We start from the raw sequence: 21,583 nt of genomic DNA, 5'->3' as shown, positions 1-21,583 counted from the left end.
TTATGACGCTGATTCCTTATAAACTTTTACAAAAAACTATTTTCAGAAGACATTAAGAAGAAAGGATGTCTATTTTATTATCTTGCAATATGGAGAAAAGAGTGATAGGCAGATTTGACAAAGCAGATTTTCCGGCCCTTAAATTATACGACATCGCAATAAAAATAGATACTGGAGCATATACCTCTTCCATACATTGCGAAAATATCGAAGAGAAAGAGGACAAGCTTTATTGTACTTTTCTGGATGAAGAACATCCTTTATACAACGGCAGAGAAATTGTTTTCGAAGATTTTGATGTTGTATTTGTACGCAGTAGTAACGGTATGATTCAAAAGAGATATCAGGTACAATCCAACATCAAACTTTTTGATAAGATTTTCAAAATTTCCCTTTCTTTGTCTTCGCGTCAGGAAATGCGATTTCCGGTTCTTATCGGGAGAAAATTTCTCACCAAAAAATTTATAGTCGATACAGAACTTACAAACGTCTCTAATAATCAGCAAGAAAATGAAGCTAAAAATTCTATCCAGAAATAGCAATCTCTATTCAACCAAACGACTCGTGGAAGCCGCTAAAAAACGTGACCATGAAGTCGAAGTAATAGATCCTGTTAAATGTGATCTCGTTATAGAAAAGAAGAAACCATCGATTTTTTACAAAGGAAAAGCTATTGAAGGAGCAGACGCTGTAATTCCCAGAATTGGAGCATCGGTTACTTTCTTTGGAACCGCCGTTGTAAGACAATTTGAAATGATGGGTGTTTTTACTACTACAGAATCACAGGCACTTGTGAGAAGCCGGGATAAACTAAGGAGTTTGCAAATCCTTTCCCGTGCCAGACTTGGATTGCCAAAAACAGTTTTCACTAATTACTCCAAAGATGTTAAGGAAGTGATAGATCATGTTGGGGGAGCGCCTCTCATTATTAAATTACTAGAAGGTACACAGGGCCTTGGGGTTGTACTTGCAGAGACAAACAATGCAGCCGAATCTGTTATTGAAGCCTTTAACGGCTTGCAGGCAAGGGTTATTGTACAGGAATTTATTAAAGAAGCCGGCGGTGCCGACATTAGAGCTTTTGTTGTAGATGGACATGTGGTAGGCGCCATGAAGCGGCAGGGAAAAGAAGGGGAATTCCGTTCTAACCTCCACCGTGGTGGATCTGCTGAAATCATTGAACTTTCAGACGAAGAAGAAAATGCAGCCATAAAAGCCGCAAAAGCCATGAGCCTTGGGGTGGCCGGTGTAGATATGTTGCAAAGTGCCAGAGGACCTCTTATCCTGGAAGTGAATTCTTCTCCCGGTCTTGAAGGAATAGAAGCTGCCACCGGAAAAGACATAGCAAAAACAATTATTAGGTACATTGAGCGAAATGTTTAATTTATGCCACAAATAGATAAGGACAATGTCCTGGAAATATTAGGAAAAAGAATACCAGCCGGAAAGAGTGCTACAATTAATTTTAATATGGCCAAACTCTACACCACCACATCTGTAGAGGTGCCGGTAATTATTGAACGTGCAAAAAAGCCAGGACCGGTTGTATTGTTAACGGCAGGAATACACGGGGACGAAATAAATGGTGTAGAAATTGTACGACAGATTATCTCTAAGGGAATTAACAAACCTCAAAAAGGTACCATAATCTGCATTCCGGTGGTGAATATCTTCGGTTTTCTCACGTTGACGCGGGAATTTCCGGATGGCCGGGATCTAAACCGGGTTTTCCCGGGAACCAAGCACGGTTCTCTTGCCAGTAGATTCGCTTTCCAATTTGTGAAAAAGATACTTCCGATAGCCGATTTCTGTATGGACTTTCATACTGGAGGAGCAAGTAGATTTAACGCACCGCAGATCAGGATAAAAAAAGGTAATGAAGAAAGCCTTAAATACGCCCATATCTTCAACGCACCATTTACCATCAATTCTAAAACAATAACAAAATCTTATAGAGAGACTTGTGCAAAACTGGGAATTCCGGTTCTTCTTTTTGAAGGCGGTAAATCTGCCAACAGCAACAAAGAAATTGCAAGACATGGCGTAGATGGAGCAACACGTATCCTAAGCCATCTGGACATGCTAAAACCCAGATTTGATTATCCAGATGCTATTACAGAAACGGTTATAATTGAAAATACGTTTTGGATGCGGGCAAAGTACAGTGGACTTTTACACGTAAAGATTCCTTGCGGGAAGCACGTGGAAAAAGGAGAATTTATTGCCACGATTACTGACCCTTACGGCAAATTTCGACATAAGATCAAAGCTGCCAATGAAGGTTATATAATTAACGTAAATGAATCTCCCATAGTTTATCAGGGGGATGCTGTTTTTCATATTTCACTACCAAAAAGGAGCAATGAAGAAGAAATTTCTGAGAGCGAAATATAAGGAGCTAAGACTGGGCTTGTCTAAAGAAACAATAGAGGATCTCAGTCTCCAAATCGCTAACCAGTTATTAACACTGCCCATCTGGGATTACCAGTTTTATCATCTATTTTTAAGTATCGCAGAACAGAAAGAAGTAGATACAGAACCTATACTCCATATTTTACAGGGAAAAGATAAAAATGTGGTACTTCCTAAAACTGATGCTCCTACAAATGAACTCATAAATTACCTTTTAACGGATACCACGGTAATTAAAACAAACCGTTGGAATATACCCGAACCACAGGATGGAATAGAATTAAATGCAAATAAAATCGATGCTGTTTTTATTCCTCTTCTCGCCTTTGACAAGTCCGGACACCGCGTTGGCTATGGCAAAGGCTTCTATGATAAATTTCTGGCAGCGTGCAAAGAAGACGTTATAAAAGTCGGCCTCTCGTTTTTTGAAGCTGAAAAAGAAATTGAGGATATTTATCAATCAGATATCCCTCTGGACTACTGCGTAACACCTGAAAATACCTACAGCTTTAAAAAAAGTTAAATTTATTTGTAGGACTATTTACATTAACCTATTTTTAGCTAAATATCCCCGGTTAATGCTTAATGACCTTCAGCTAAATAGTATCCTTGAGGATTTTGATATAGCTTATTGGAAAATCAATCTCTTCAGCAAGGAAATTGATTGGTCTGATCATTTTACTACTTTGGTCTTTAATCCTGATACAGCAAGTAATCCTTACGAATACTTTCTTCAGGAAATCCTCCACCCAGATTATCGTTACGACTTCAGGGTGAATTTCGAAAAACTATTAACAGAAAACGAAACCTTCAGCTTCGAAATAAGGATGCGCCTTGAAAACGGCAAATATCGATGGTTTGAGTGCAAAAATCTTAGAAATAAAGACAAGAGCTTAAGAGAAACGGCTGTGCTCCTATTTGTGAATATCCACCAGAGCAAACGCGATCAATATACTATTGAAGAAAATTTTTTCTACTACAGGGAAACAGCAGAAATGACTTGTACTGGCGGTTGGTACGTAGACATTATAGACAAAAATATCTACTGGGATAACGTTACTAAAAAAATAATGGATTGCCCCCAGGACTTTCACCTGGATTACGAAGAAAAATTGAGGTTCTATGCCCCGGAACATCATCATATAATGAATGCCGCATTTAAAAAATGTGAGCTTTACGGTATTCCATTTAAAATTGAGCTTAAAATGCTGACGCTCTATAACAGTGAATTCTGGGTACGGGCGACTGGAAAGCCTGTATACAATCAGGAGGAACAAATAATAGGGATAAGAGGAGTCTTTCAGGATATAAATGAGAACAAAACCAACGAAATTAATCTCCAGAACTCATTGGACATTATTGCCACCCAAAACTCCCGCCTTTTTAGTTTTGCTCACATTGTATCCCATAACTTAAGATCCCATAGCAGTAACCTTAGCCTGGTGGTTGAATTACTAAAGGAAGCTAAAACAGATAGGGATAAATTGGACTTATTTGACAATATAAGTTATATTTCTGAAAACCTCGATACCGCTATTGCACAACTTAATGACTTGGTTAACGTGGAAACAACACTAGCTAAAAAGAGTGTGAAAATCAAGTTTAACGATGCTCTTAATACCGTTCTCGCCTCTATTGCTCCTCTCATTAATCGGGAAAATGCAAAAATCGTCGCTGAATTTCACTCTCTGAAAGAAATATCGTATATCCCTGAGTATCTTGAAAGTATTTTACTAAATTTAATTACTAATGCAATAAAATATAAGCAACCTGGCAGAAAACCGGTTATTTATATACAGTCCTATATTTCCAACGGAAAGAGGTTTCTGGAGATTAGCGACAATGGATTAGGAATAGATCTCGATCAACATGGAGATAAGATGTTTGGAATGTACAAGACCTTTCATCATAATCCTGATGCAAAAGGAATTGGGCTGTTTATCACCAAAAATCAGGTGGAAGCACTTGGAGGTTCAATTTCTATTACCAGCACAGTTAAAATCGGGACCACTTTTAAAATAACTTTTTAGATCTGTTATGGGGCAAAAAATAGAACTGGCGTGTATCATCGATGATGACAAGATATACGTGAACCTGGTAAAGAAAATAATCGAAATTAAGCAACTTTCGGAAAATCTTTTAATATATAAGAACGGAAAGGAAGCCATGGACCACTTTAAGTATATCCTGGGCAACATGTCTGAAGAAAGGCTTCCGGAAATTATATTTCTTGATTTAAACATGCCGGTAATGGACGGCTGGGAATTTTTAAACGAATTTGTTAAAATAAAAAACAACTTCAATAAGAAAATTACACTCTACGTAGTGAGCTCTTCAATAGATCCAAGAGATTTGGAGAGGGCTAAATCCATAAATATGGTAACAGATTATCTTATTAAGCCCATAGAGCTTAAGAAATTCGAAAAAATCTTTGAAAGAGCAATACCCGCTGCCTAGTTCTCTTCCTCGTGTTTTGGAAAGGCTCTTTTATTAAAAATAAGCAGAAGAATCACACCTACACTTATTGCGCTATCGGCGATATTAAAAACAGGCTCAAAAAAGGTGAAATATTCTCCTCCCCAAATAGGGATCCATGCCGGTAAATACCCTTCGTATAAGGGAAAGTATAGCATGTCCACAACTTTACCATGAAAGAGTGTACTGTAGCCTCCTGCTTCCGGCATAAATTCTGCCACCTGTCCATAACTATCACTGAAAATAATTCCGTAGAAAACAGAATCTATTATGTTTCCCATTGCGCCTGCGAAAATAAGTGCAATGGAGGTGATAAGAATTTTAGATGCATTTTTACGCACAGAATCCCACAACCAATACCCAATTCCTACAATAGCCACAAGCCGGAATAAAGTCAAAATAAGCTTCCCGTATGTGCCAGGAATTTTGGTTCCCCAGGCCATACCTTCATTTTCAACAAAAAGAATACGAAACCAGTCAAAGACAGGAACCTCTTCTCCTAAAGTGAAATTAGTTTTAATGTATATTTTGGAAATCTGATCTATTAACAGGACCAGGAAAATGATAAAGCCGGCTTTCTTTAGAGACATGAATACTTTAAGTTAAAAACGAACCAAAAATACTAATATTATTTAGTTTTGAGGACACTAATATCACCATTAATAGAGGTGAGTTTAAGAAGATTGGATCCATATATCTCTTTTGGAATATGCACGACTCCGTTTCGGGATTCTGCTTTTACGTTTCCAGACATCGCCTCCACGTAAATATTCCCCTTATATGTATTTACAGTTGCATTCCCGCTAAAATCCAGAAGATTACAGTAGCCTTCCCGAAGATCAGCATAAAAACCATTATAATTTCCTTTTGCCACTACAGAAGCCAGATTGGAGCGAATGAAAATGTTCATATTTTCCGGAACCTCCATATGTATTACCATAGAAAAATTTTTGTGTGCACTGAGTTTATCATAGCCTCCCGTCAGGACCTCAGGATACCTCGTATGGACTTTCATCTTGTCTTTTTCTACTCCTGAAATAAGGGAAATATTATTAAAGTACTCGCCTTCAGAATGTGCTGAAATTTTAATTTTCCCTGTTTTGGAAGTACAGAGGTTGATCTTATAGACCTCATCAGCATTAATTTCTATTTCACTAATGTCGCTGGCATCAAAAATTTCCCGGGTATCTTTCTGAGCATTACTCAAAAGAATTCCGAAAAGCAGAAAAATTCCGAAACTAAATGTCCTCATTACAATAATCAAAAACGCTCCTTGCTGAATTCAACAGGAGCGTTTTTTACTTTATTTAAAAATGTGTTTTACCGCTGAAGATTTTTAGCCTCTATGCTCAGCGTTGCATGTGGTACAAGCAGAAGTCGTTCCTTGGCAATAAGTTTTCCAGTGACACGGCATATCCCATAAGTTTTGTTCTCGATACGCGTTAAAGCATTTTTTAGATCCCTTATAAATTTCTCCTGACGAATGGCAAGCTGGGAATTAGCTTCTTTACTCATGGTTTCACTTCCTTCCTCAAAAGCTTTAAATGTAGGAGAGGTATCATCAGTACCGTTGTTCCCATCATTCTTATAAGCATTCTGATAGATTTCAAGTTGCTCCTGGGCTTTGGCAATCTTTTTCTGGATTAAGGCCTTAAACTCTGCCAAATCAGCATCGCTGTATCTTTCTTTAACATCTGTTGTAGACATAGGTTAATGTTTTTTAATAAACATTTTTGTGGTAATTTCATCAAATTCTACCAGAGAACCTTCTTCCACCACATCTGCAAATTCGAGATTTGCAGTTAATGTTTCATTTTTAATATAAGTTAGGTTTTCATTGACGGCATCCTCGATCATGCCGTCCTTTTGTAGGGTCACGTTAATAATATCTGTTACTTCAAAACCAGAATCTTTTCGCATATTCTGAATACGATTAATTAACTCCCGGGCAACTCCTTCCTTTTTCAACTCGGGAGAGATACTTACATCCAGGGCTACTGTAATATTTCCGCTACTGGCTACTGTCCATCCCTCTATATCCTGGGAAGTAACTTCCAGTTCATCTGCTGCCAAATTAATCATTTTTTTATTAACTTCAATATCAATACTTCCCTCACGCTCAACTTGTGCTATATCTTCAGGAGTAAACTGATTTATTTTACTAACAATCAGTTTAATATCTTTACCAAATCTGGGCCCAAGTACACGGAAATTTGGTTTTACCTGCTTCACCAGTATGCCTGAAGCATCATCTATTAGCTCCAGTTCCTTTACATTAACTTCAGATTTAATCAAATCCTGAACGGCCAGAATTTCTTCCTTCTGTCGCTCGTCCAGTACCGGAATCATTACTCTTTGCAAAGGCTGTCTAACTTTTATCATTTCTTTTTTTCGCAGCGAAAGTACCAGAGAAGAAATAGTTTGCGCCTTCTCCATTTTTCGTTCTAAAGACTTATCAACAAACTTTTCCTCAAACTCGGGAAACTTCGCCAAATGTACAGATTCGAATGTTTCCTTATTGGTCGCTTGGTTTAAATCTTTGTAAAGTTTATCCATATAGAATGGAGCAACCGGAGCACCTAATTTTGCCACTGTTTCAAGACAGGTATAAAGAGTTTGATAAGCTGAAATCTTATCCTGCTCATAATCTCCTTTCCAGAACCTTCTCCTGCTTAGGCGTACAAACCAGTTACTCAGGTTTTCCTGAACAAATTCTGAAATTGCACGGGTAGCCCTTGTCGGCTCATAATCAGCATAGAATTTATCAACATTTTGAATAAGCGTATGCAATTCTGAAAGTATCCAGCGATCTATTTCCGGCTTTTCTTCCAGCGCAAGTTCATCTTCAGCATAAGTGAAATTATCGATGTTGGCATATAGCGTAAAGAAAGAATAGGTGTTATAAAGCGTTCCGAAGAATTTACGTTGCACTTCACCAATTCCTTCAATATCAAACTTTAAATTATCCCATGGATTGGCATTGGAGATCATGTACCACCTGGTCGCATCGGGACCAAAAGCCGCCAAAGTTTCGAAAGGATCTACCGCATTGCCTAAACGTTTGGACATTTTTTGTCCGTTTTTGTCTAAAACAAGTCCGTTAGAAACTACGTTTTTATAAGCAACATCATCAAAAATCATTGTTGCAATGGCATGCAAAGTATAGAACCAGCCCCTTGTTTGATCTACACCTTCAGCAATAAAATCTGCCTTAAAAGCCCCCTGGCCCCTAAGGGGAGTTTTGACCAGTGCTTCTTCAATTTGATCGAGAACTCCTTCAAGATTTCCGATTACTTCCTCGTTAGTAAAACGAATTACGGAATAATTAAAATTGTCCTTTAAATATTTACTCCGGAAATCATCATTTTCTCTAATCTCAGGATCATTGTGATACCCGCCATCAACTTCTATAATTAAACCTTTAGCTAAACAAACAAAATCAGCAATATATTCATCAATTATATGTTCCCTTCTAAATTTATAGCCATTCAGTTTTTTCCCTTTTAAACCTTCCCATAAGATTTTCTCAGCATCGGTGGGGTTGTTTTTCCTTTCTTCAGCTTTATCCTTTAAAAGACGATAAGAAGATTTCCTGGCGGTTTGATATTTAGGGGTGCTTTGTCCCCCTTTGGGGGATACAGGGGGCATTTCGAACGGATAATGCCACTGCGCATATGGCATAGAACCGGAATCAAACCACACATCTATAAGATCTGCTTCCCTTTTCATAGGCTTACCACTTTCAGAAATAAGCGTAATCCCATCTACCACGTTCTTATGAAGGTCTACCTGCTCATAGTTCTCATCACTCATATTGCCGGGTTCAAAACCAGCAAAAATATCGTTGTCCATCACTCCGGCCGCTACAGCCTTAGCCATTTCTTCCTTTAGCTCTGCAATAGAGCCAATAATTTTTTCTTCCCGGCCATCTTCTGTCCTCCAGATTGGCAACGGAATTCCCCAATACCTGCTCCTGGACAGATTCCAGTCGTTCGCATTTGCCAGCCAGTTCCCAAAACGTCCTTCTCCCGTAGCTTTTGGTTTCCAGTTAATTCCGAGATTCAATTCATGCATCCGGTCCTTAACATCTGTTACTTTTATAAACCAGGAATCTAATGGGTAATAAAGAATAGGGCGATCTGTTCTCCAGCAATTCGGATAACTATGCACATATTTTTCAACTTTAAAAGCGCGGTTTTCTTCTTTTAATTTTATCGCGATTTCAACATCTACAGATTTCTCCGGAGCTTCTCCGTCGTCATAATATTCATTCTTTACATATTTTCCGGCAAACTCTCCAAGTTCTTTTCTGAATTTTCCCTGCAAATCCACCAGCGGAACAAGATTATCGTTTTCATCCTTAACCAGTAACGGCGGAACTTCCGGAGTTGCCTGCTTCGCTACCAGCGCATCATCTGCACCAAATGTTGGCGAGGTATGTACGATCCCCGTACCATCTTCGGTAGTTACAAAGTCTCCTGAAATTACTCTAAAAGCATTTTCAGGATTGTTATATGGCTGGGCATAAGGTAATAACTGCTCATATTTTATCCCTACAAGATCTTTCCCCGAATAACTCTTCCCTATAAAATAAGGGATCTTATCTCCTTCTTTATAATCCTGAAGGGCTTCTTCGGTTTCAACCTTTTTAAATTTTTTATCGAATTGCTTTTCAGCAAGATCTTTTGCCACCACAATAGTGGTTGGCTTAAAAGTGTATTGATTATAAGTTTTTACTGTTACATACTGGATCTTTGGCCCAACAGTGAGCGCGGTGTTAGACGGCAAAGTCCACGGAGTTGTGGTCCAGGCGATGAAGAAAAGATCCCCCCAGGCCCCTTCCAAATCCGTCCCAAGAGGTGAGGCTTTAAAAATTTCATTTTGAATCACCTTAAATTGAGCTGTCACCGTGGTGTCGGTAACATCCTGATAAGTTCCCGGCTGGTTAAGCTCGTGGGAACTCAAACCGGTACCCGCTTTTGGTGAGTAGGGCTGAATGGTATAACCTTTATATATTAATCCCTTCTTATAAATTTCGGAAAGCAGCCACCACACTGTTTCCATGTATTTGGATTTATAGGTAATATACGGTTCGTCCATATCTACCCAATAGCCCATTTTTTCAGTAAGGTCATTCCACACATCGGTGTAACGCATTACTGCATTTTTACAGGCGTCATTGTATTTTTCAACACTTATTTTTGTACCAATGTCTTCTTTGGTAATCCCAAGTTCTTTTTCAACACCAAGTTCTACCGGCAGACCGTGGGTATCCCAACCGGCTTTACGTTTAACCTGATAACCTTTCTGGGTTTTGTACCGACAAAAAATATCTTTTATAGCCCGGGCCATAACGTGGTGGATCCCCGGCAGTCCGTTGGCAGACGGCGGGCCTTCAAAGAAAATGAATTGCTCTTCACCTTCCCGCGAGGTAATACTTTTTTCAAATATCTTGTTCTCTTTCCACCAGGATAAGGTTTCTTCTGCAACTTTTGGTAAGTCAAGTCCTTTATATTCAGGGAACTTATTGCTCATTTTGTCGAAATTTCTAATGATGTGCGAAATTAATCAATTTTGACAAAAGAGCGAGGCATAAAAAGAAAATCCTATCCCGTGAATCGATACCTGAAAGACCACAAGGGTTTTTAAGCGGAGAAAGTCGGATTTAAATATTAAAACTGAAAAATAATAGTATTACTGAAGCTAAAATGAGTAAAATCTGACTTCAAAACATCCGGAAAGTTGATCCTCACATTAATGCTGAATAAGATTTACTGAAAAAGTAATGTCCTACAAGACCGACCTTCAAAAATGGCAATTATCGATCTGATATCATTTTTACCTTCAGCCACAGAAATCCCTACATGCCGAAAATTGACATTTTCAGGAACAAGAAGAATACTTGTAGCTGTAAGATGCAGACTGCTTTGCTACCTAGCAGTGACAGCTAGAAACTATAATTCAACGCCAAAATAAAATTTCTTCCGGCTGCTGAAATTCCTGAAGAATATGTTCTGTAAAGCTGATTGGTGATATTTTCCAGTGAAGCTGTAGCTTTCCAATGCTCACTTAACGTGTATTGGGCAGCCAAATTGATCGTGTACCAGGCGGGGGAATATGGATTTCCGTTTTCATCCATAGCGTATAAATATTCCTTGCCCTGTTCTGAAGGTGCCAGGTCTTCAAACTCAAATTCACCGTTGTATTCTCCGTAAAGATCAAGTTTCAGTCTTTTTTTATGCCATAGAAGGTGTGTATTTCCAAAAACGGGCGCGGCATGTCGTAAAGGCACATACTCGTTGCCTTCTTTTTCCTTCCCTTCAGTAATGGTAAGCTGTGAGGTTAGTCGGAAAGCCACAGAAAAGTCAATTTTCATTCCTCCTTCAAACCCGTAGACATAAGCACTTGCCGAATTCTGGATCGCCTGTACACGACTTGGCTCTCCCTGGTAATCTATGATCGTTTCCCCGTTTAGGTCAAAATCCCGCCTTACCATTGCGTTATCCAGATAAGTATAAAATCCTGCAAATTCAAAACGGATATTTTCTGCAGGAGTCCAGTCCAGTCCAAGTTCGCCGTTATAAGCATATTCGGGTTCAAGATCGGGATTGGGAACTACGACTGCACCGGGCTCGGAGTCGAAAATTTTTCCAATATCGTCAATATTCGGAGCGCGAAAGGCCGTGGAAAAATTCAGCCTCCAGCCAAGACTGCTGTTTTGCTGCCAGTTTACCCCGGCACTTCCGGTTAACGCACCGGTCTCAATATCTGCTTTTTCAAAAGGAAAATCATAAAAACCGGCATCAAAATCTGCATTTAAAATTACCCGGTTATACCTTAACCCAGATTGAAAAGCCAGGTTTTCCCGGATTTTCCATTGATAACTTCCGTAGGCGGCAAGAGATTGCCAGGAAGAATTATCGGGATAACGGGAAGCAGTTGGATTAGTTTCTTCAGAACTTATGTTTATACTTTCACCTTCAGAATTGACATTATTAAGCACATATTCGAGTCCGTAGAAAATCCTGCTTTCCTGAAACCGCTTTTCAAAATCCAGGTTAAAAGAGTAAGCACCTACATTTTCTTCCGTGGTAAAAAGTATTTCCTCTCCAAAATTCCGGTCGTTTCGGCTCTCAGCAAAATATTGATAAGCCGCTGTAAACTGGGCTTTATCGTAGAACTTTCCAACTCCGGTCTTGTTTATCTTTAAATTCCCCAGAAACCAGGTTTGCGGACCGTAATACCATTCTGCAGATCGCAAAACCCCTTCCCTTTTCCGATACAACCTGTCATACCGCGGATAACCTGAAGTTGTGGAATAGATAAGCCCCAGGTTAAAATCCCAGTTTCCGTCGGGCATAAATTTTATCTTTTCCAGGAGGTTGATCTGATTATATCCTGTAGGTTTCTGTACCCGCGGATCTGGATTTTCTACCTGGATATCCTCACCATCACGACGAATAGCATAGTCGGTTCTTAAATATTCTTCGGGACCGTATTTTCCCATTATTAGATCTCCAAAGTCGGAATAGGTGACAGAAGTTTGGGAGGCCCATTTTTGCTGCCCAATATTCACATCTGCATGTACAGTTTTTTCATTATTTGCCGTAGCATAGCGGGAGTAAGCATTTCCGGAAATCGAAGTTTTTCCATTGAAAGAAAAATTGGGGCTCAGCGTATAAAAATTCATAACGCCACCAATAGCGTCGCTACCATAAACCACGGAGCCGGGACCAATAATCACTTCGCTGCTCTCCACGGCAAGCGGATCAATGGAAATAATATTCTGAAGGTTTCCACTCCTAAAAATTGCCGTATTCATCCTTACGCCATCCACCGTGATCAACAGCCGATTTGTCGCAAAACCCCGAATCATGGGGCTTCCTCCTCCCAACTGACTCTTTTGCACATAAACCTGTCCTGTGTTTTCCAGAAGATCTGCTGCAGTTTGCGGTGAATAAAACTTAATATCTTCAGGAGTAATGCTCACAATCTTTTGTGGAATATCTTCCTTGCTCATTTCAAATTTTGAAATAGACAGAATAACCTGCTCGAGTTCATTTTCATTTCCTGTTAAATAAACAGAATGATTCTCCCTGGTTACATCAAATTTCCGAAGTCTCACCTCATCGTGGGAAACATGTTTGAAAATGAGAATTTCATTTGTACTAAATTTGGAAATATCTGCAAAACCATCAAAATTGGTAAGGGTACTTTTGGTTTTCTCGGGATTGTAAATTGCTACATTGGGAAGAGGCTCATTAGTTTCTTTATCGAAAACCTGGATTTCCTGTGCATAAACTGAAAGACATAAAAAAAAGGCAATGATGCCTGGCAAAAATCGCATTAGCTAAAAATTTCGTTCAGCACGGCAAGAGACTTTGGCTTTCTAAATCCTTCGATATGCAATTCATAATACAAAATGAGCATATTTAAGAAATTCGTCCGGCTTACCTGGGTTAGTTTCACACTTGTGAGACTATCAAAATTTATGCCCAAGAGTTGCCGCAAAATTTGCACATTTTCACCTTCAATACAGTACTCATTACTTTTATATTCCTGAAAAACACCGTCGAGCATATTGAAATACGGAAAATCTCTATTAGAGTGATCAGGCTGAAACCCCAAATATCGGGTTAATTTCAGCAAAAATAACAAATGGAAGTTTGCTATGGAGTCGTGAAGGTCCAGCCAGTTTAAACCAGCTGTTAAGTATTCATAAAGCGGCTTATTTGCCTCTTCCTCCCTGATCGCATTCTTTAAAACTTCAGCCAAAAACATCACTATAGATGCTTTTACCACGTTTGTATGCAAAGTCTGGTAAGTATGCAGCACTTTTGCCTCCTTAAGGTACTCTAACGTACCTTTATTTTTGTGACTGGCGACAAGATCAAGCTGGGTGAGCAGCTGAAACAGCGATGCCTTTAATTTGCCCTTTTTCGACTTCAATATTCCCCGTAGCATGTATGTTTTTAGTCCGCTTTCCAGGGTGTAGGCTTTCACAATAAGATCTGCCTCTCCATATTTTAGCGCACTAATAACTATAGCTTCGGTGTTTACGTGCATTGGGTAAGTTTGAAACCAAAGATATTAAAAAGAGGTCGTCCAAAATGCTTTTTTCTTCAACTGAAAATAATCAGAAGGACGAAAATTGGCAATTTCAGACGACCTCTTAAAATTGTATGAAAATAGAATTTAAACGACTCCCTGGGCAAGCATTGCGTCGGCTACTTTTACAAAGCCGGCAATATTGGCTCCTTTCACATAATCTACATATCCATCTTCATCTGTTCCAAATTCAACACATTTTGCATGTATATCGTTCATTATTTCGTGAAGTTTTTTATCTACTTCTTCTGAAGTCCATGAATAGCGCATAGAATTCTGTGACATCTCGAGTCCTGAAGTGGCCACGCCACCTGCGTTTGATGCTTTCCCCGGAGAGAATAAAATTTTAGCTTTCTGAAAAACTTCCACGGCTTCCGGGGTACAAGGCATATTCGCACCTTCTCCCACGCAAATACAATTGTTATTTACTAAAGCTTCGGCATCTTCCTTCTGCAACTCATTTTGAGTGGCACAAGGCATCGCAATATCACAATTAACTGTCCATGGAGTTTGTCCTTCGTAATATTTTGCTTTTGGATATTCCTCGACATATTCACTTATCCTGCCGCGCTCCACATTTTTGAGGTTCATTATAAATTTAAGTTTGTCCTGGTCTATTCCTTCTTCATCGTAGATGTATCCTCCGGAATCTGACATGGTAACCACTTTACCTCCTAATTGCAGGGCCTTTTCTGCAGCGAATTGCGCCACATTTCCAGACCCGGAAATAATTAAGGTTTTGCCCTCTATTTTATCTCCTTTTCTGGAGAGCATATTTGCTGTAAAGTAAACATTACCATAACCTGTAGCTTCCGGACGTATTAACGAACCACCGTAAGAAATAGCCTTCCCGGTTAAGATTCCGGTAAATTCATTTTGCAACCTTTTATATTGTCCAAAAAGATAGCCTATTTCACGGCCGCCAACTCCAATATCACCTGCCGGCACATCTGTATTTGCTCCAATATGTTTAGAAAGCTCGGTCATAAAGCTCTGGCAAAATCGCATTACTTCATTATCAGACTTTCCTTTTGGATCAAAATCTGAACCTCCTTTCCCACCGCCCATGGGCAGAGTGGTTAAACTATTTTTGAATACCTGCTCAAAAGCAAGAAACTTTAGAATACTCAGGTTAACTGATGGGTGAAACCTCAGCCCTCCTTTGTAAGGCCCAATGGCAGAATTCATCTGAATTCTAAATCCACGATTTACCTGAATTTCACCTTCGTCATCCAGCCATGGCACTCTAAACATGATTACCCTTTCCGGTTCAACCATGCGCTCTAGAAGTTTAGCGTTCTGATATTTTTTATTTTTTTCTATAAAAGGAATTATTGTTTCTGCAACTTCATGAACCGCTTGCATAAATTCAGGTTCATTTTGGTTTCTTTTTGATATTTTATCCAGAAAATCTTTCACGTTTTGTTCCATACTAAAGATATATAATGAGGATTATTAAAAAATATTGCTTTTATGCCCTGCAAATATAAGATTTCTGCAAGCCATAGCTGTTCAATTTTATGTTTTGATATAATATTAACATGAGAAAAAATGTGAATCCGGGGGGAAATATACCTTTTCTAACCTTGTTAAGGTTCTTTTCATATATTTGTTTCTAACTATACCAGTCATAATGCTCCGCACTGCATTCTTATTACTATTCTTTTTCCTTTCTTTCTATGGCAAAAGCTATTCTCAATTTGGATTCTCGCATGAAATTGGAGTCTTAGTTGGTCCATCTTCTTTCTTTACTGATTATGGAGAGCGATGGAATGTTGAAAACAACATAAGTAATTCAGGAATAGGGATAGGGATTGTTCACTACATTAACTTTGCTTTTGATGCAGAATGTAATTGTTACACCAGAAATCGGTTTTTCAATAACCATTTCAGAATACGAAGTGAGTTTGATTATTTACGTTCTAACCTGGAACACCATGGGCCCGTAGCTTCTGAAAATACCACTGGCGGTAAGCTTTTAAGAGCGATGCATGGTTTCTCAGAAACTTATGAAGTGGGAATGCATTTGGAATACCACCCTCTAAACATTAAAGATTTTGCCAATTTTGGATACCTCTTTTCTCCTTACGTAAGCCTGGGAGTGCATTATGTGCACTTTAGACCAGATGCATATTCAGACCTTGGACCTTTGGAGGATCGCAATAATGTCTTTCCGACTTTTAAGGACGGTATTGATCTCGATGCGAATAATACCTTTGCCGCAATCGGTAGTATGGGAGTCCGTTATAAAGTGCACCGCAGCGGGGATATCATGATAGAGGGAAAATGGCATTATTATGGCAGCGACTGGATTGACGGACTAAATATTGACGCCCCCCAAAACAAAGCTGATGATTGGGTTTTCTGGGTAGGTTTTGGATATGTTTATCAAATCAATTTTTAGTCGAAGAGCTCTTCAGAAGTTATAATTTTTCCCCCTTTTTTTAAGATTTCTTCCTTTGTCCTTTTAAATTCCGCATTATCCAAAGCCCTCGTAGCATCTTCTATTAATGTTGCTGAAAAACCTTCCTGTAATGCATCTTTAACTGAAAAAGAAACACAAAATTCTGCAGCAAGACCACAGAAATAGATCTCCTTTACACCCTTTTCCCGAAGGTAACCTGCAAGTCCCGTAGATTTTAGATGAGCATTATCATAAAAACCGCTGTAACTGTCAATTTCAGAGTTTGTTCCTTTTCTGAAGATGGCTTCAATTTTGGCAATTTTCAGCTCAGGATGAAATTCAGCTCCTCCAGAATTTTGTACACAATGCACGGGCCATAGAATTTGCTGAATTCCATTCAGATCAATCGTTTCAAATTCAGTTTTTTCGGAATGGTTTTCAGCAAAACTCGCATGATTTTGAGGATGCCAGTCCTGGGTGGCAATTACAAGCTCAAACTTATCCTGAAGCCTGTTCACAATCGAAACGATCTTATCCCCTTCAGGAACCGCTAAAGCACCTCCCGGCATAAAATCATTCTGAACATCAATAATTAAAAGCGCTTTCATGACAGTTGTTTATATTCTTTAATTAATTTATCACGATCCTCTCTTAATGCGCTGCTAATCCCAACCTTATAAATATGTGGATTATTAAAACGCTTATATTCTATAGGCAGTTCGGCCAACCTGGAAAGGCTGTAATCTGCTATATCTTTAAGTGATTGCTTCTCTACAAGGGATTTCCCATTCTTCATCACCTCATGAAGCAGTGGTTCCTGTTCAAAATTCTGGAGTTTCATCGATTTATAAGGTTCAAAAGGATGAAACATTTCCTCGATTCTGGATTCAGATCTTAAACCTATCGCGTCTGCTCCAACACATTGCCCACTACTATTTTTAATTCTGAAAACCTGCTTTTTATGCGGAAGCGTCACTTTCGCCAGACTCTCTGAAAGCTTTATTCGTGGCTTCCCATTAGACTCGGCCAGTTTATAAACTCCGTCCAAAGCAGAATCGGGATTTCCCGTAACAAGGTTTGTACCTACACCAAATATGTCTATTGGAGCCTGCTGCTCCAGCAGACTTTTGATCACATACTCGTCCAGCTGATTAGAAGCGGCAATTTTCACATATTCCAGTCCAGCTTTGTCAAGAAGTTTTCTGCTTTCTTTAGCAAAGTATGCCAAATCGCCGCTATCCAACCGAATAGCCAGAAGCTTCTGCCCCCGCTCTTCCATTTCTTTAGCAATCTTGATTGCATTCGGAACTCCGCTGTTTAAAGTGTTATAAGTATCGACCAGTAAAACGCAATTTTCGGGACGACCTTTGGCGAAACTGCGGAAAGCATCAATTTCGTTATCATAACTCTGCACAAAAGAATGCGCCATAGTACCGGAAACCGGAATATCAAAATTTCTGGCAGCTACAACGTTACTTGTACCGTCGAATCCACCTGTAATGGCTGCCCTGGTGGCATAATAACCTCCGGGACCCTGTGCTCTTCTAAGTCCGAAATCCAATAAGTGACGGTCTCCCGACACCAGCCTCATCCTGCTGGCCTTAGTAGCAATAAGCGTTTGAAAATTTAACAAATTAAGGAGCAGGGTTTCAACGATCTGGGCTTCTATAATGTTTGCTTCTATTTGCAGCACAGGCCTTGTTGGAAATACCACATCACCTTCCTTTACTGAATATACAGAGCCCTGAAATTTGAAATCCCTAAGGTAATTCAGGAATTTCTCACTAAATCCCGTTTGTTCCAGATAAGCGATATCCTTTTTATCAAAGCTTAGGTTTTCAATAATCTCCAATAAATCCTCCAGTCCCGAAAAAACTGCATAACCTCCTTCAAATGGCAATTTTCGAAAGAAATAATCAAAAACAGAGCGGTGATCCTTATGGCCATTTTCAAAATAAACCTGGGCCATAGCAAGCTGGTACTGATCTGTATAAGTAGCAGTAAAATCGAACATACAAAATTTGCCTTCGTTATTAACCTATTGAACTTCTGCAAGCTTTTTCTGGTAAATCACCAGATCTGCCTCTGAGAATAGGACAAATTTAATCTTTTCCAAATGCTTAAGAGAGGGAAGTTCTGCTAAAATTGTCTTTATTGCGACTTCGGTTGCTTCTTCTATTGGATATCCGAAAACGCCGGTGGCAATTGCAGGAAAAGCTATAGAGGTGATCTTATATTCTTCTGCAAGCCGCAGCGCATTTTTATAGCATTTGGCTAATATAACGTCTTCCGGTTTGTTTTTGCCGTAAACGGGTCCAAGACAATGGATAATATAATCATTAGGTAAATTGTAAGCTTTAGTGATCACAGCATTACCCGGCCTTATAGGCGCCAATTCCTGGCATTCTCTATAAAGGTCATTACCTGCTGCATGATGAATTGCACCTGCCACGCCACCCCCTGTTGTCAGGTGGGCATTGGCCGCATTTACTATGGCCATTACGTCTGGTTGTTGCGTAATTCCACCCTTGACAGCCAATAATTTAACTTTTTTATGCATAAGCTCTATAAAATATTTTTTATGAATTTAGCATATTACCGCGGTATAAAAAATCATATTCTAATTTTTCTATATCTCAAATTATGATTTTGTTTACTTTCCTTTTGTTTTAACCGAAGAGAGGATTGCTTTTTAGACATACCTTCCAACTTAAACTTTACTGATATTTTTTTAATAATATTTAGCGAGAAACAAAAAATACATTATATTTGCATCCGCAAAAATGATTGCGAAATTCCTCCTTAGCTCAGTTGGTTAGAGCATCTGACTGTTAATCAGAGGGTCCTTGGTTCGAGCCCAAGAGGGGGAGCAAAAAGCAACAGAAAGCTTTTCAAAAATTCTGACTTATTGAAAGTCCTCCTTAGCTCAGTTGGTTAGAGCATCTGACTGTTAATCAGAGGGTCCTTGGTTCGAGCCCAAGAGGAGGAGCAAAAGAAGCCTTTTGAGAAATCGAAAGGCTTTACTTTTTTTAATCCCTCTCTTTTTCACTTCAGAAGACATAAAGAGCATATTTCTCCTTACTTCAGAAAAATTTATTCCGAAAAGAATTGCACAGGCTTCGAGATGACTTTAAAGTGGACTTTTCCATTAAAGTTACAGGAACCATTCAGGATGAAGAGTATTTTGAAACCAAAACAACTTTAAAATAGATGTTAAGCAGATCCATGATCTGGGAACTTTGAAGAAGAAGAGAGAGATTCTTTACCAGGCAGAGCAAAGTTTGCTTCATCTTATCACTTTACTTTGAAGAACCTTTAAAGCTAAGTGGTGGATAAGCATGAGGTCTGTAACACCAAAAAAGTTCTCCACAGCCGAACTGTACGTGATTTTACGACCCCTTTTTTTGTAAACAATGCTTCTGAAACTGTTCTTGTAATTTAGAAGCGCATTTAGATTCTCAGCTTAGCAAGCAGTATAAGATTATTGTCCTCAACCAATTTATAGCAGAAGTACAAGTGGCACTGTAAACACAGAGACAATAAGAATTGTTATATCCGGATCGTCTCAGGCAGCAGATTTAATATACAGTCAAAAAGGCTATCCTATTGACCGGCTTGACCACTAACATCTTCCCCTATAAGTTCAAGATATTTCCGGTAGTTATATTGTGCAATATTCCGGCCCAGCTTTAAACCTTCAATATTATCAGACTGAATATGATATCCCCCCATTACTCTTGATATACCTGCCATTTCCCCGGCTTTAGTGAATGTCGGAAACTGAAGAACTACCGGCTCACCTAAATTATCAGGCTCTGTAAGTTCTCCCGGAATGAGCTCTACCTCAACCCCAAACTCATCACTGCCCGTAAAGAGCCTTAGCGCTTCGGCACAGCCACCACTTATGGTGCTATGACCTGAAACATAGCTTGGGAAGGAAGGACATAAAAAAGAGTCGGGAGAATAAGGTCTCCACTCCTGTCCTTTCATAGTAACCATACCTTTATCGGGTCCTGCCCAACCACGTATCGTTTTATCTTTAAGATAGGCATGTACAAGAGCATAAGGACGCGCATAATCATAAAACATTTTTGCATCCCAACAGGCAATGAAACCATCCAATGCCACAGATTCTACATAAAAATACATTTTAACATCTTCATCAAGCGTGTGCTGATCCCTTACCGAAACATCCTGAGAAAACACGAGCCAATGTCCGGCTTGTTGGGCTGAAAGAGGACCATCACGCATAAATTCAACAAGTGCTTTATTTTCAGGAGTTAAATTTGCCTGCAAATCAACTACTTCCTGCACTTCCATTTCAAGTTCCTTAGAACCTATAGCCGGAGGAGGTCCCGGACGAAACTGATCTGCTTTTTTCATTAAAAGGGGTTCAACATTTTGCCAGTATGGAGTTAAACAACCGGGGTTATATTTCTCACCTTCTTCATTTATAAAATATTTGGGCTGCCATCTTTTAAGATCAATGTTGTTATCAATGTCATTCACCGGCATATAGCCTGTATAGTCTGAATAGGGAGTTCCATCTGATCCCTCCACTTCGCCAAATTGATTTGATCCGTCACTCATCCTTCTTTCCATAACAGTCCTGGCAGCCAGATTTCCTATGCCCGCGGGAGTATTTGGATCTAAGGAAGTGTTATCAGGATCCAAACCTAACTCCAGCATTTTGTCCCGAAACACCTGTCCATCAAAAGGATAATATGTATCTAAAGCTCTATATGCAGCGTAACTTATAGCAATTTCCTTGTTCCTAAGTCTTCTTTCTGTTTCAGGACGCCTTTCCACATCTTGTAAATATAGAGGGCTGGCTTTTTCATCGTAGCGAGTCCAGGCATCGAAAATAGAAGTAAAAATTAGTCCGAGATACCTTGATGTAACAGTAGGCCGTGGTTTATTTACATCAGTATCATGAGCGGTTGCCATAAGCGCCAGATATGCCCATTGATAGGCGACATTATCGGCTCCTTTAGGCTCTGTTTCGTTGACCTTACCATTTAATTCAGTAGAATTTCCCTCAGAAACAAATAGTAATAAAAATACAATGGAAGAAAAAAGTAGTTTAAACTTCATTTGATGATGTTTTTAGCAACTCAATAATATGAAATCATAGCCTTCAAATAATTATTATTATATGAATTAGGTATATTCGTTGATGAAACC

At 39.1% G+C, this 21,583-nt stretch carries 18 protein-coding genes and 2 tRNA genes; 9 read left to right on the top strand and 11 right to left on the bottom strand.

The window, feature by feature from the left end:
• The first annotated feature begins 89 nt into the window (after positions 1 to 89).
• The 6 genes from RM545_RS02795 to RM545_RS02770 are packed head-to-tail and all read left to right on the top strand — an operon-like array spanning position 90 to position 4,869.
• Complete coding sequence (locus RM545_RS02795) at positions 90 to 539, top strand: ATP-dependent zinc protease family protein (protein ID WP_311493797.1); 450 nt, start codon at positions 90 to 92, stop codon at positions 537 to 539.
• Positions 511 to 1,383, top strand: a complete 873-nt coding sequence (gene rimK / locus RM545_RS02790) for a 30S ribosomal protein S6--L-glutamate ligase (protein WP_311493796.1) — start codon at positions 511 to 513, stop codon at positions 1,381 to 1,383. The genes RM545_RS02795 and rimK overlap by 29 nt, the downstream gene beginning before the upstream one ends.
• A gap of 3 nt (positions 1,384 to 1,386) precedes the next feature.
• On the top strand, positions 1,387 to 2,394 hold the full coding sequence (locus tag RM545_RS02785; RefSeq protein ID WP_311493795.1) for a succinylglutamate desuccinylase/aspartoacylase family protein: 1,008 nt from the start codon (positions 1,387 to 1,389) through the stop codon (positions 2,392 to 2,394).
• A complete protein-coding gene (locus tag RM545_RS02780; protein ID WP_311493794.1) occupies positions 2,363 to 2,935 on the top strand; it encodes a 5-formyltetrahydrofolate cyclo-ligase in 573 nt (190 codons plus the stop codon). The genes RM545_RS02785 and RM545_RS02780 overlap by 32 nt, the downstream gene beginning before the upstream one ends.
• Positions 2,936 to 2,990: 55 nt before the next feature.
• On the top strand, positions 2,991 to 4,442 hold the full coding sequence (locus tag RM545_RS02775) for a sensor histidine kinase (protein WP_311493793.1): 1,452 nt from the start codon (positions 2,991 to 2,993) through the stop codon (positions 4,440 to 4,442).
• Between the two features lie 7 nt (positions 4,443 to 4,449).
• Positions 4,450 to 4,869 (top strand): response regulator, encoded by a 420-nt coding sequence (locus RM545_RS02770; protein ID WP_311493792.1) that lies wholly within the window; start codon positions 4,450 to 4,452, stop codon positions 4,867 to 4,869.
• Here the strand turns inward: RM545_RS02770 and RM545_RS02765 are convergent.
• The 7 genes from RM545_RS02765 to gdhA form a co-directional block, all read right to left on the bottom strand.
• On the bottom strand, positions 4,866 to 5,477 hold the full coding sequence (locus RM545_RS02765; RefSeq protein ID WP_311493791.1) for a lipoprotein signal peptidase: 612 nt from the start codon (positions 5,475 to 5,477) through the stop codon (positions 4,866 to 4,868). The genes RM545_RS02770 and RM545_RS02765 overlap by 4 nt on opposite strands.
• Positions 5,478 to 5,515: 38 nt before the next feature.
• A complete protein-coding gene (locus tag RM545_RS02760) occupies positions 5,516 to 6,139 on the bottom strand; it encodes a DUF4097 family beta strand repeat-containing protein (protein ID WP_311493790.1) in 624 nt (207 codons plus the stop codon).
• Between the two features lie 68 nt (positions 6,140 to 6,207).
• Entirely contained in the window at positions 6,208 to 6,594 is a 387-nt protein-coding gene (locus RM545_RS02755) for a TraR/DksA family transcriptional regulator (protein ID WP_311493789.1), read from the bottom strand.
• A 3-nt stretch (positions 6,595 to 6,597) separates the two neighbouring features.
• Entirely contained in the window at positions 6,598 to 10,422 is a 3,825-nt protein-coding gene (gene ileS / locus RM545_RS02750; RefSeq protein WP_311493788.1) for an isoleucine--tRNA ligase, read from the bottom strand.
• A gap of 412 nt (positions 10,423 to 10,834) precedes the next feature.
• Complete coding sequence (locus tag RM545_RS02745; protein ID WP_311493787.1) at positions 10,835 to 13,234, bottom strand: TonB-dependent receptor; 2,400 nt, start codon at positions 13,232 to 13,234, stop codon at positions 10,835 to 10,837.
• Positions 13,234 to 13,953 (bottom strand): DNA repair protein RecO, encoded by a 720-nt coding sequence (recO, locus tag RM545_RS02740; protein WP_311493786.1) that lies wholly within the window; start codon positions 13,951 to 13,953, stop codon positions 13,234 to 13,236. The genes RM545_RS02745 and recO overlap by 1 nt, the downstream gene beginning before the upstream one ends.
• 129 nt (positions 13,954 to 14,082) lie before the next feature.
• On the bottom strand, positions 14,083 to 15,426 hold the full coding sequence (gene gdhA / locus RM545_RS02735; RefSeq protein WP_311493785.1) for an NADP-specific glutamate dehydrogenase: 1,344 nt from the start codon (positions 15,424 to 15,426) through the stop codon (positions 14,083 to 14,085).
• Positions 15,427 to 15,628: 202 nt separating this feature from the next.
• Between gdhA and RM545_RS02730 the strand changes: the two genes are divergently transcribed.
• On the top strand, positions 15,629 to 16,399 hold the full coding sequence (locus RM545_RS02730) for a THC0290_0291 family protein (protein WP_311493784.1): 771 nt from the start codon (positions 15,629 to 15,631) through the stop codon (positions 16,397 to 16,399).
• On the opposite strand, the gene pncA is transcribed toward RM545_RS02730, so the two are convergent.
• From pncA to RM545_RS02715, 3 genes are read right to left on the bottom strand one after another with little or no spacing between them, the layout of a single operon-like run.
• Entirely contained in the window at positions 16,396 to 17,007 is a 612-nt protein-coding gene (pncA, locus tag RM545_RS02725; protein WP_311493783.1) for a bifunctional nicotinamidase/pyrazinamidase, read from the bottom strand. The two genes, RM545_RS02730 and pncA, sit on opposite strands and share 4 nt — an antisense overlap.
• Positions 17,004 to 18,413, bottom strand: coding sequence for a nicotinate phosphoribosyltransferase (locus tag RM545_RS02720; protein ID WP_311493782.1), 1,410 nt, complete (start codon positions 18,411 to 18,413; stop codon positions 17,004 to 17,006). Before RM545_RS02720 ends, pncA begins: the two co-directional genes overlap by 4 nt.
• 24 nt (positions 18,414 to 18,437) lie before the next feature.
• Entirely contained in the window at positions 18,438 to 18,959 is a 522-nt protein-coding gene (locus RM545_RS02715) for a macro domain-containing protein (protein ID WP_311493781.1), read from the bottom strand.
• A gap of 236 nt (positions 18,960 to 19,195) precedes the next feature.
• Between RM545_RS02715 and RM545_RS02710 the strand changes: the two genes are divergently transcribed.
• Both RM545_RS02710 and RM545_RS02705 read left to right on the top strand, forming a co-directional pair.
• A tRNA-Asn gene (locus RM545_RS02710) sits at positions 19,196 to 19,269 on the top strand.
• 45 nt (positions 19,270 to 19,314) lie between these two features.
• Positions 19,315 to 19,388 (top strand) — tRNA-Asn (locus RM545_RS02705).
• 614 nt (positions 19,389 to 20,002) lie between these two features.
• Here the strand turns inward: RM545_RS02705 and RM545_RS02700 are convergent.
• The gene (locus RM545_RS02700; protein WP_311493780.1) at positions 20,003 to 21,493 is read right to left on the bottom strand and encodes a vanadium-dependent haloperoxidase; all 1,491 of its coding nucleotides are present in this window, start codon (positions 21,491 to 21,493) and stop codon (positions 20,003 to 20,005) included.
• Positions 21,494 to 21,583: the final 90 nt, after the last annotated feature.

Origin of the sequence: Autumnicola lenta (assembly GCF_031846515.1) — a bacterium.
GTDB classification, from domain to species: Bacteria; Bacteroidota; Bacteroidia; order Flavobacteriales; family Flavobacteriaceae; genus Autumnicola; species Autumnicola lenta.
Note: the sequence above shows the minus strand (reverse complement) of the source record. Positions and strands in the feature narration are given on the sequence as shown.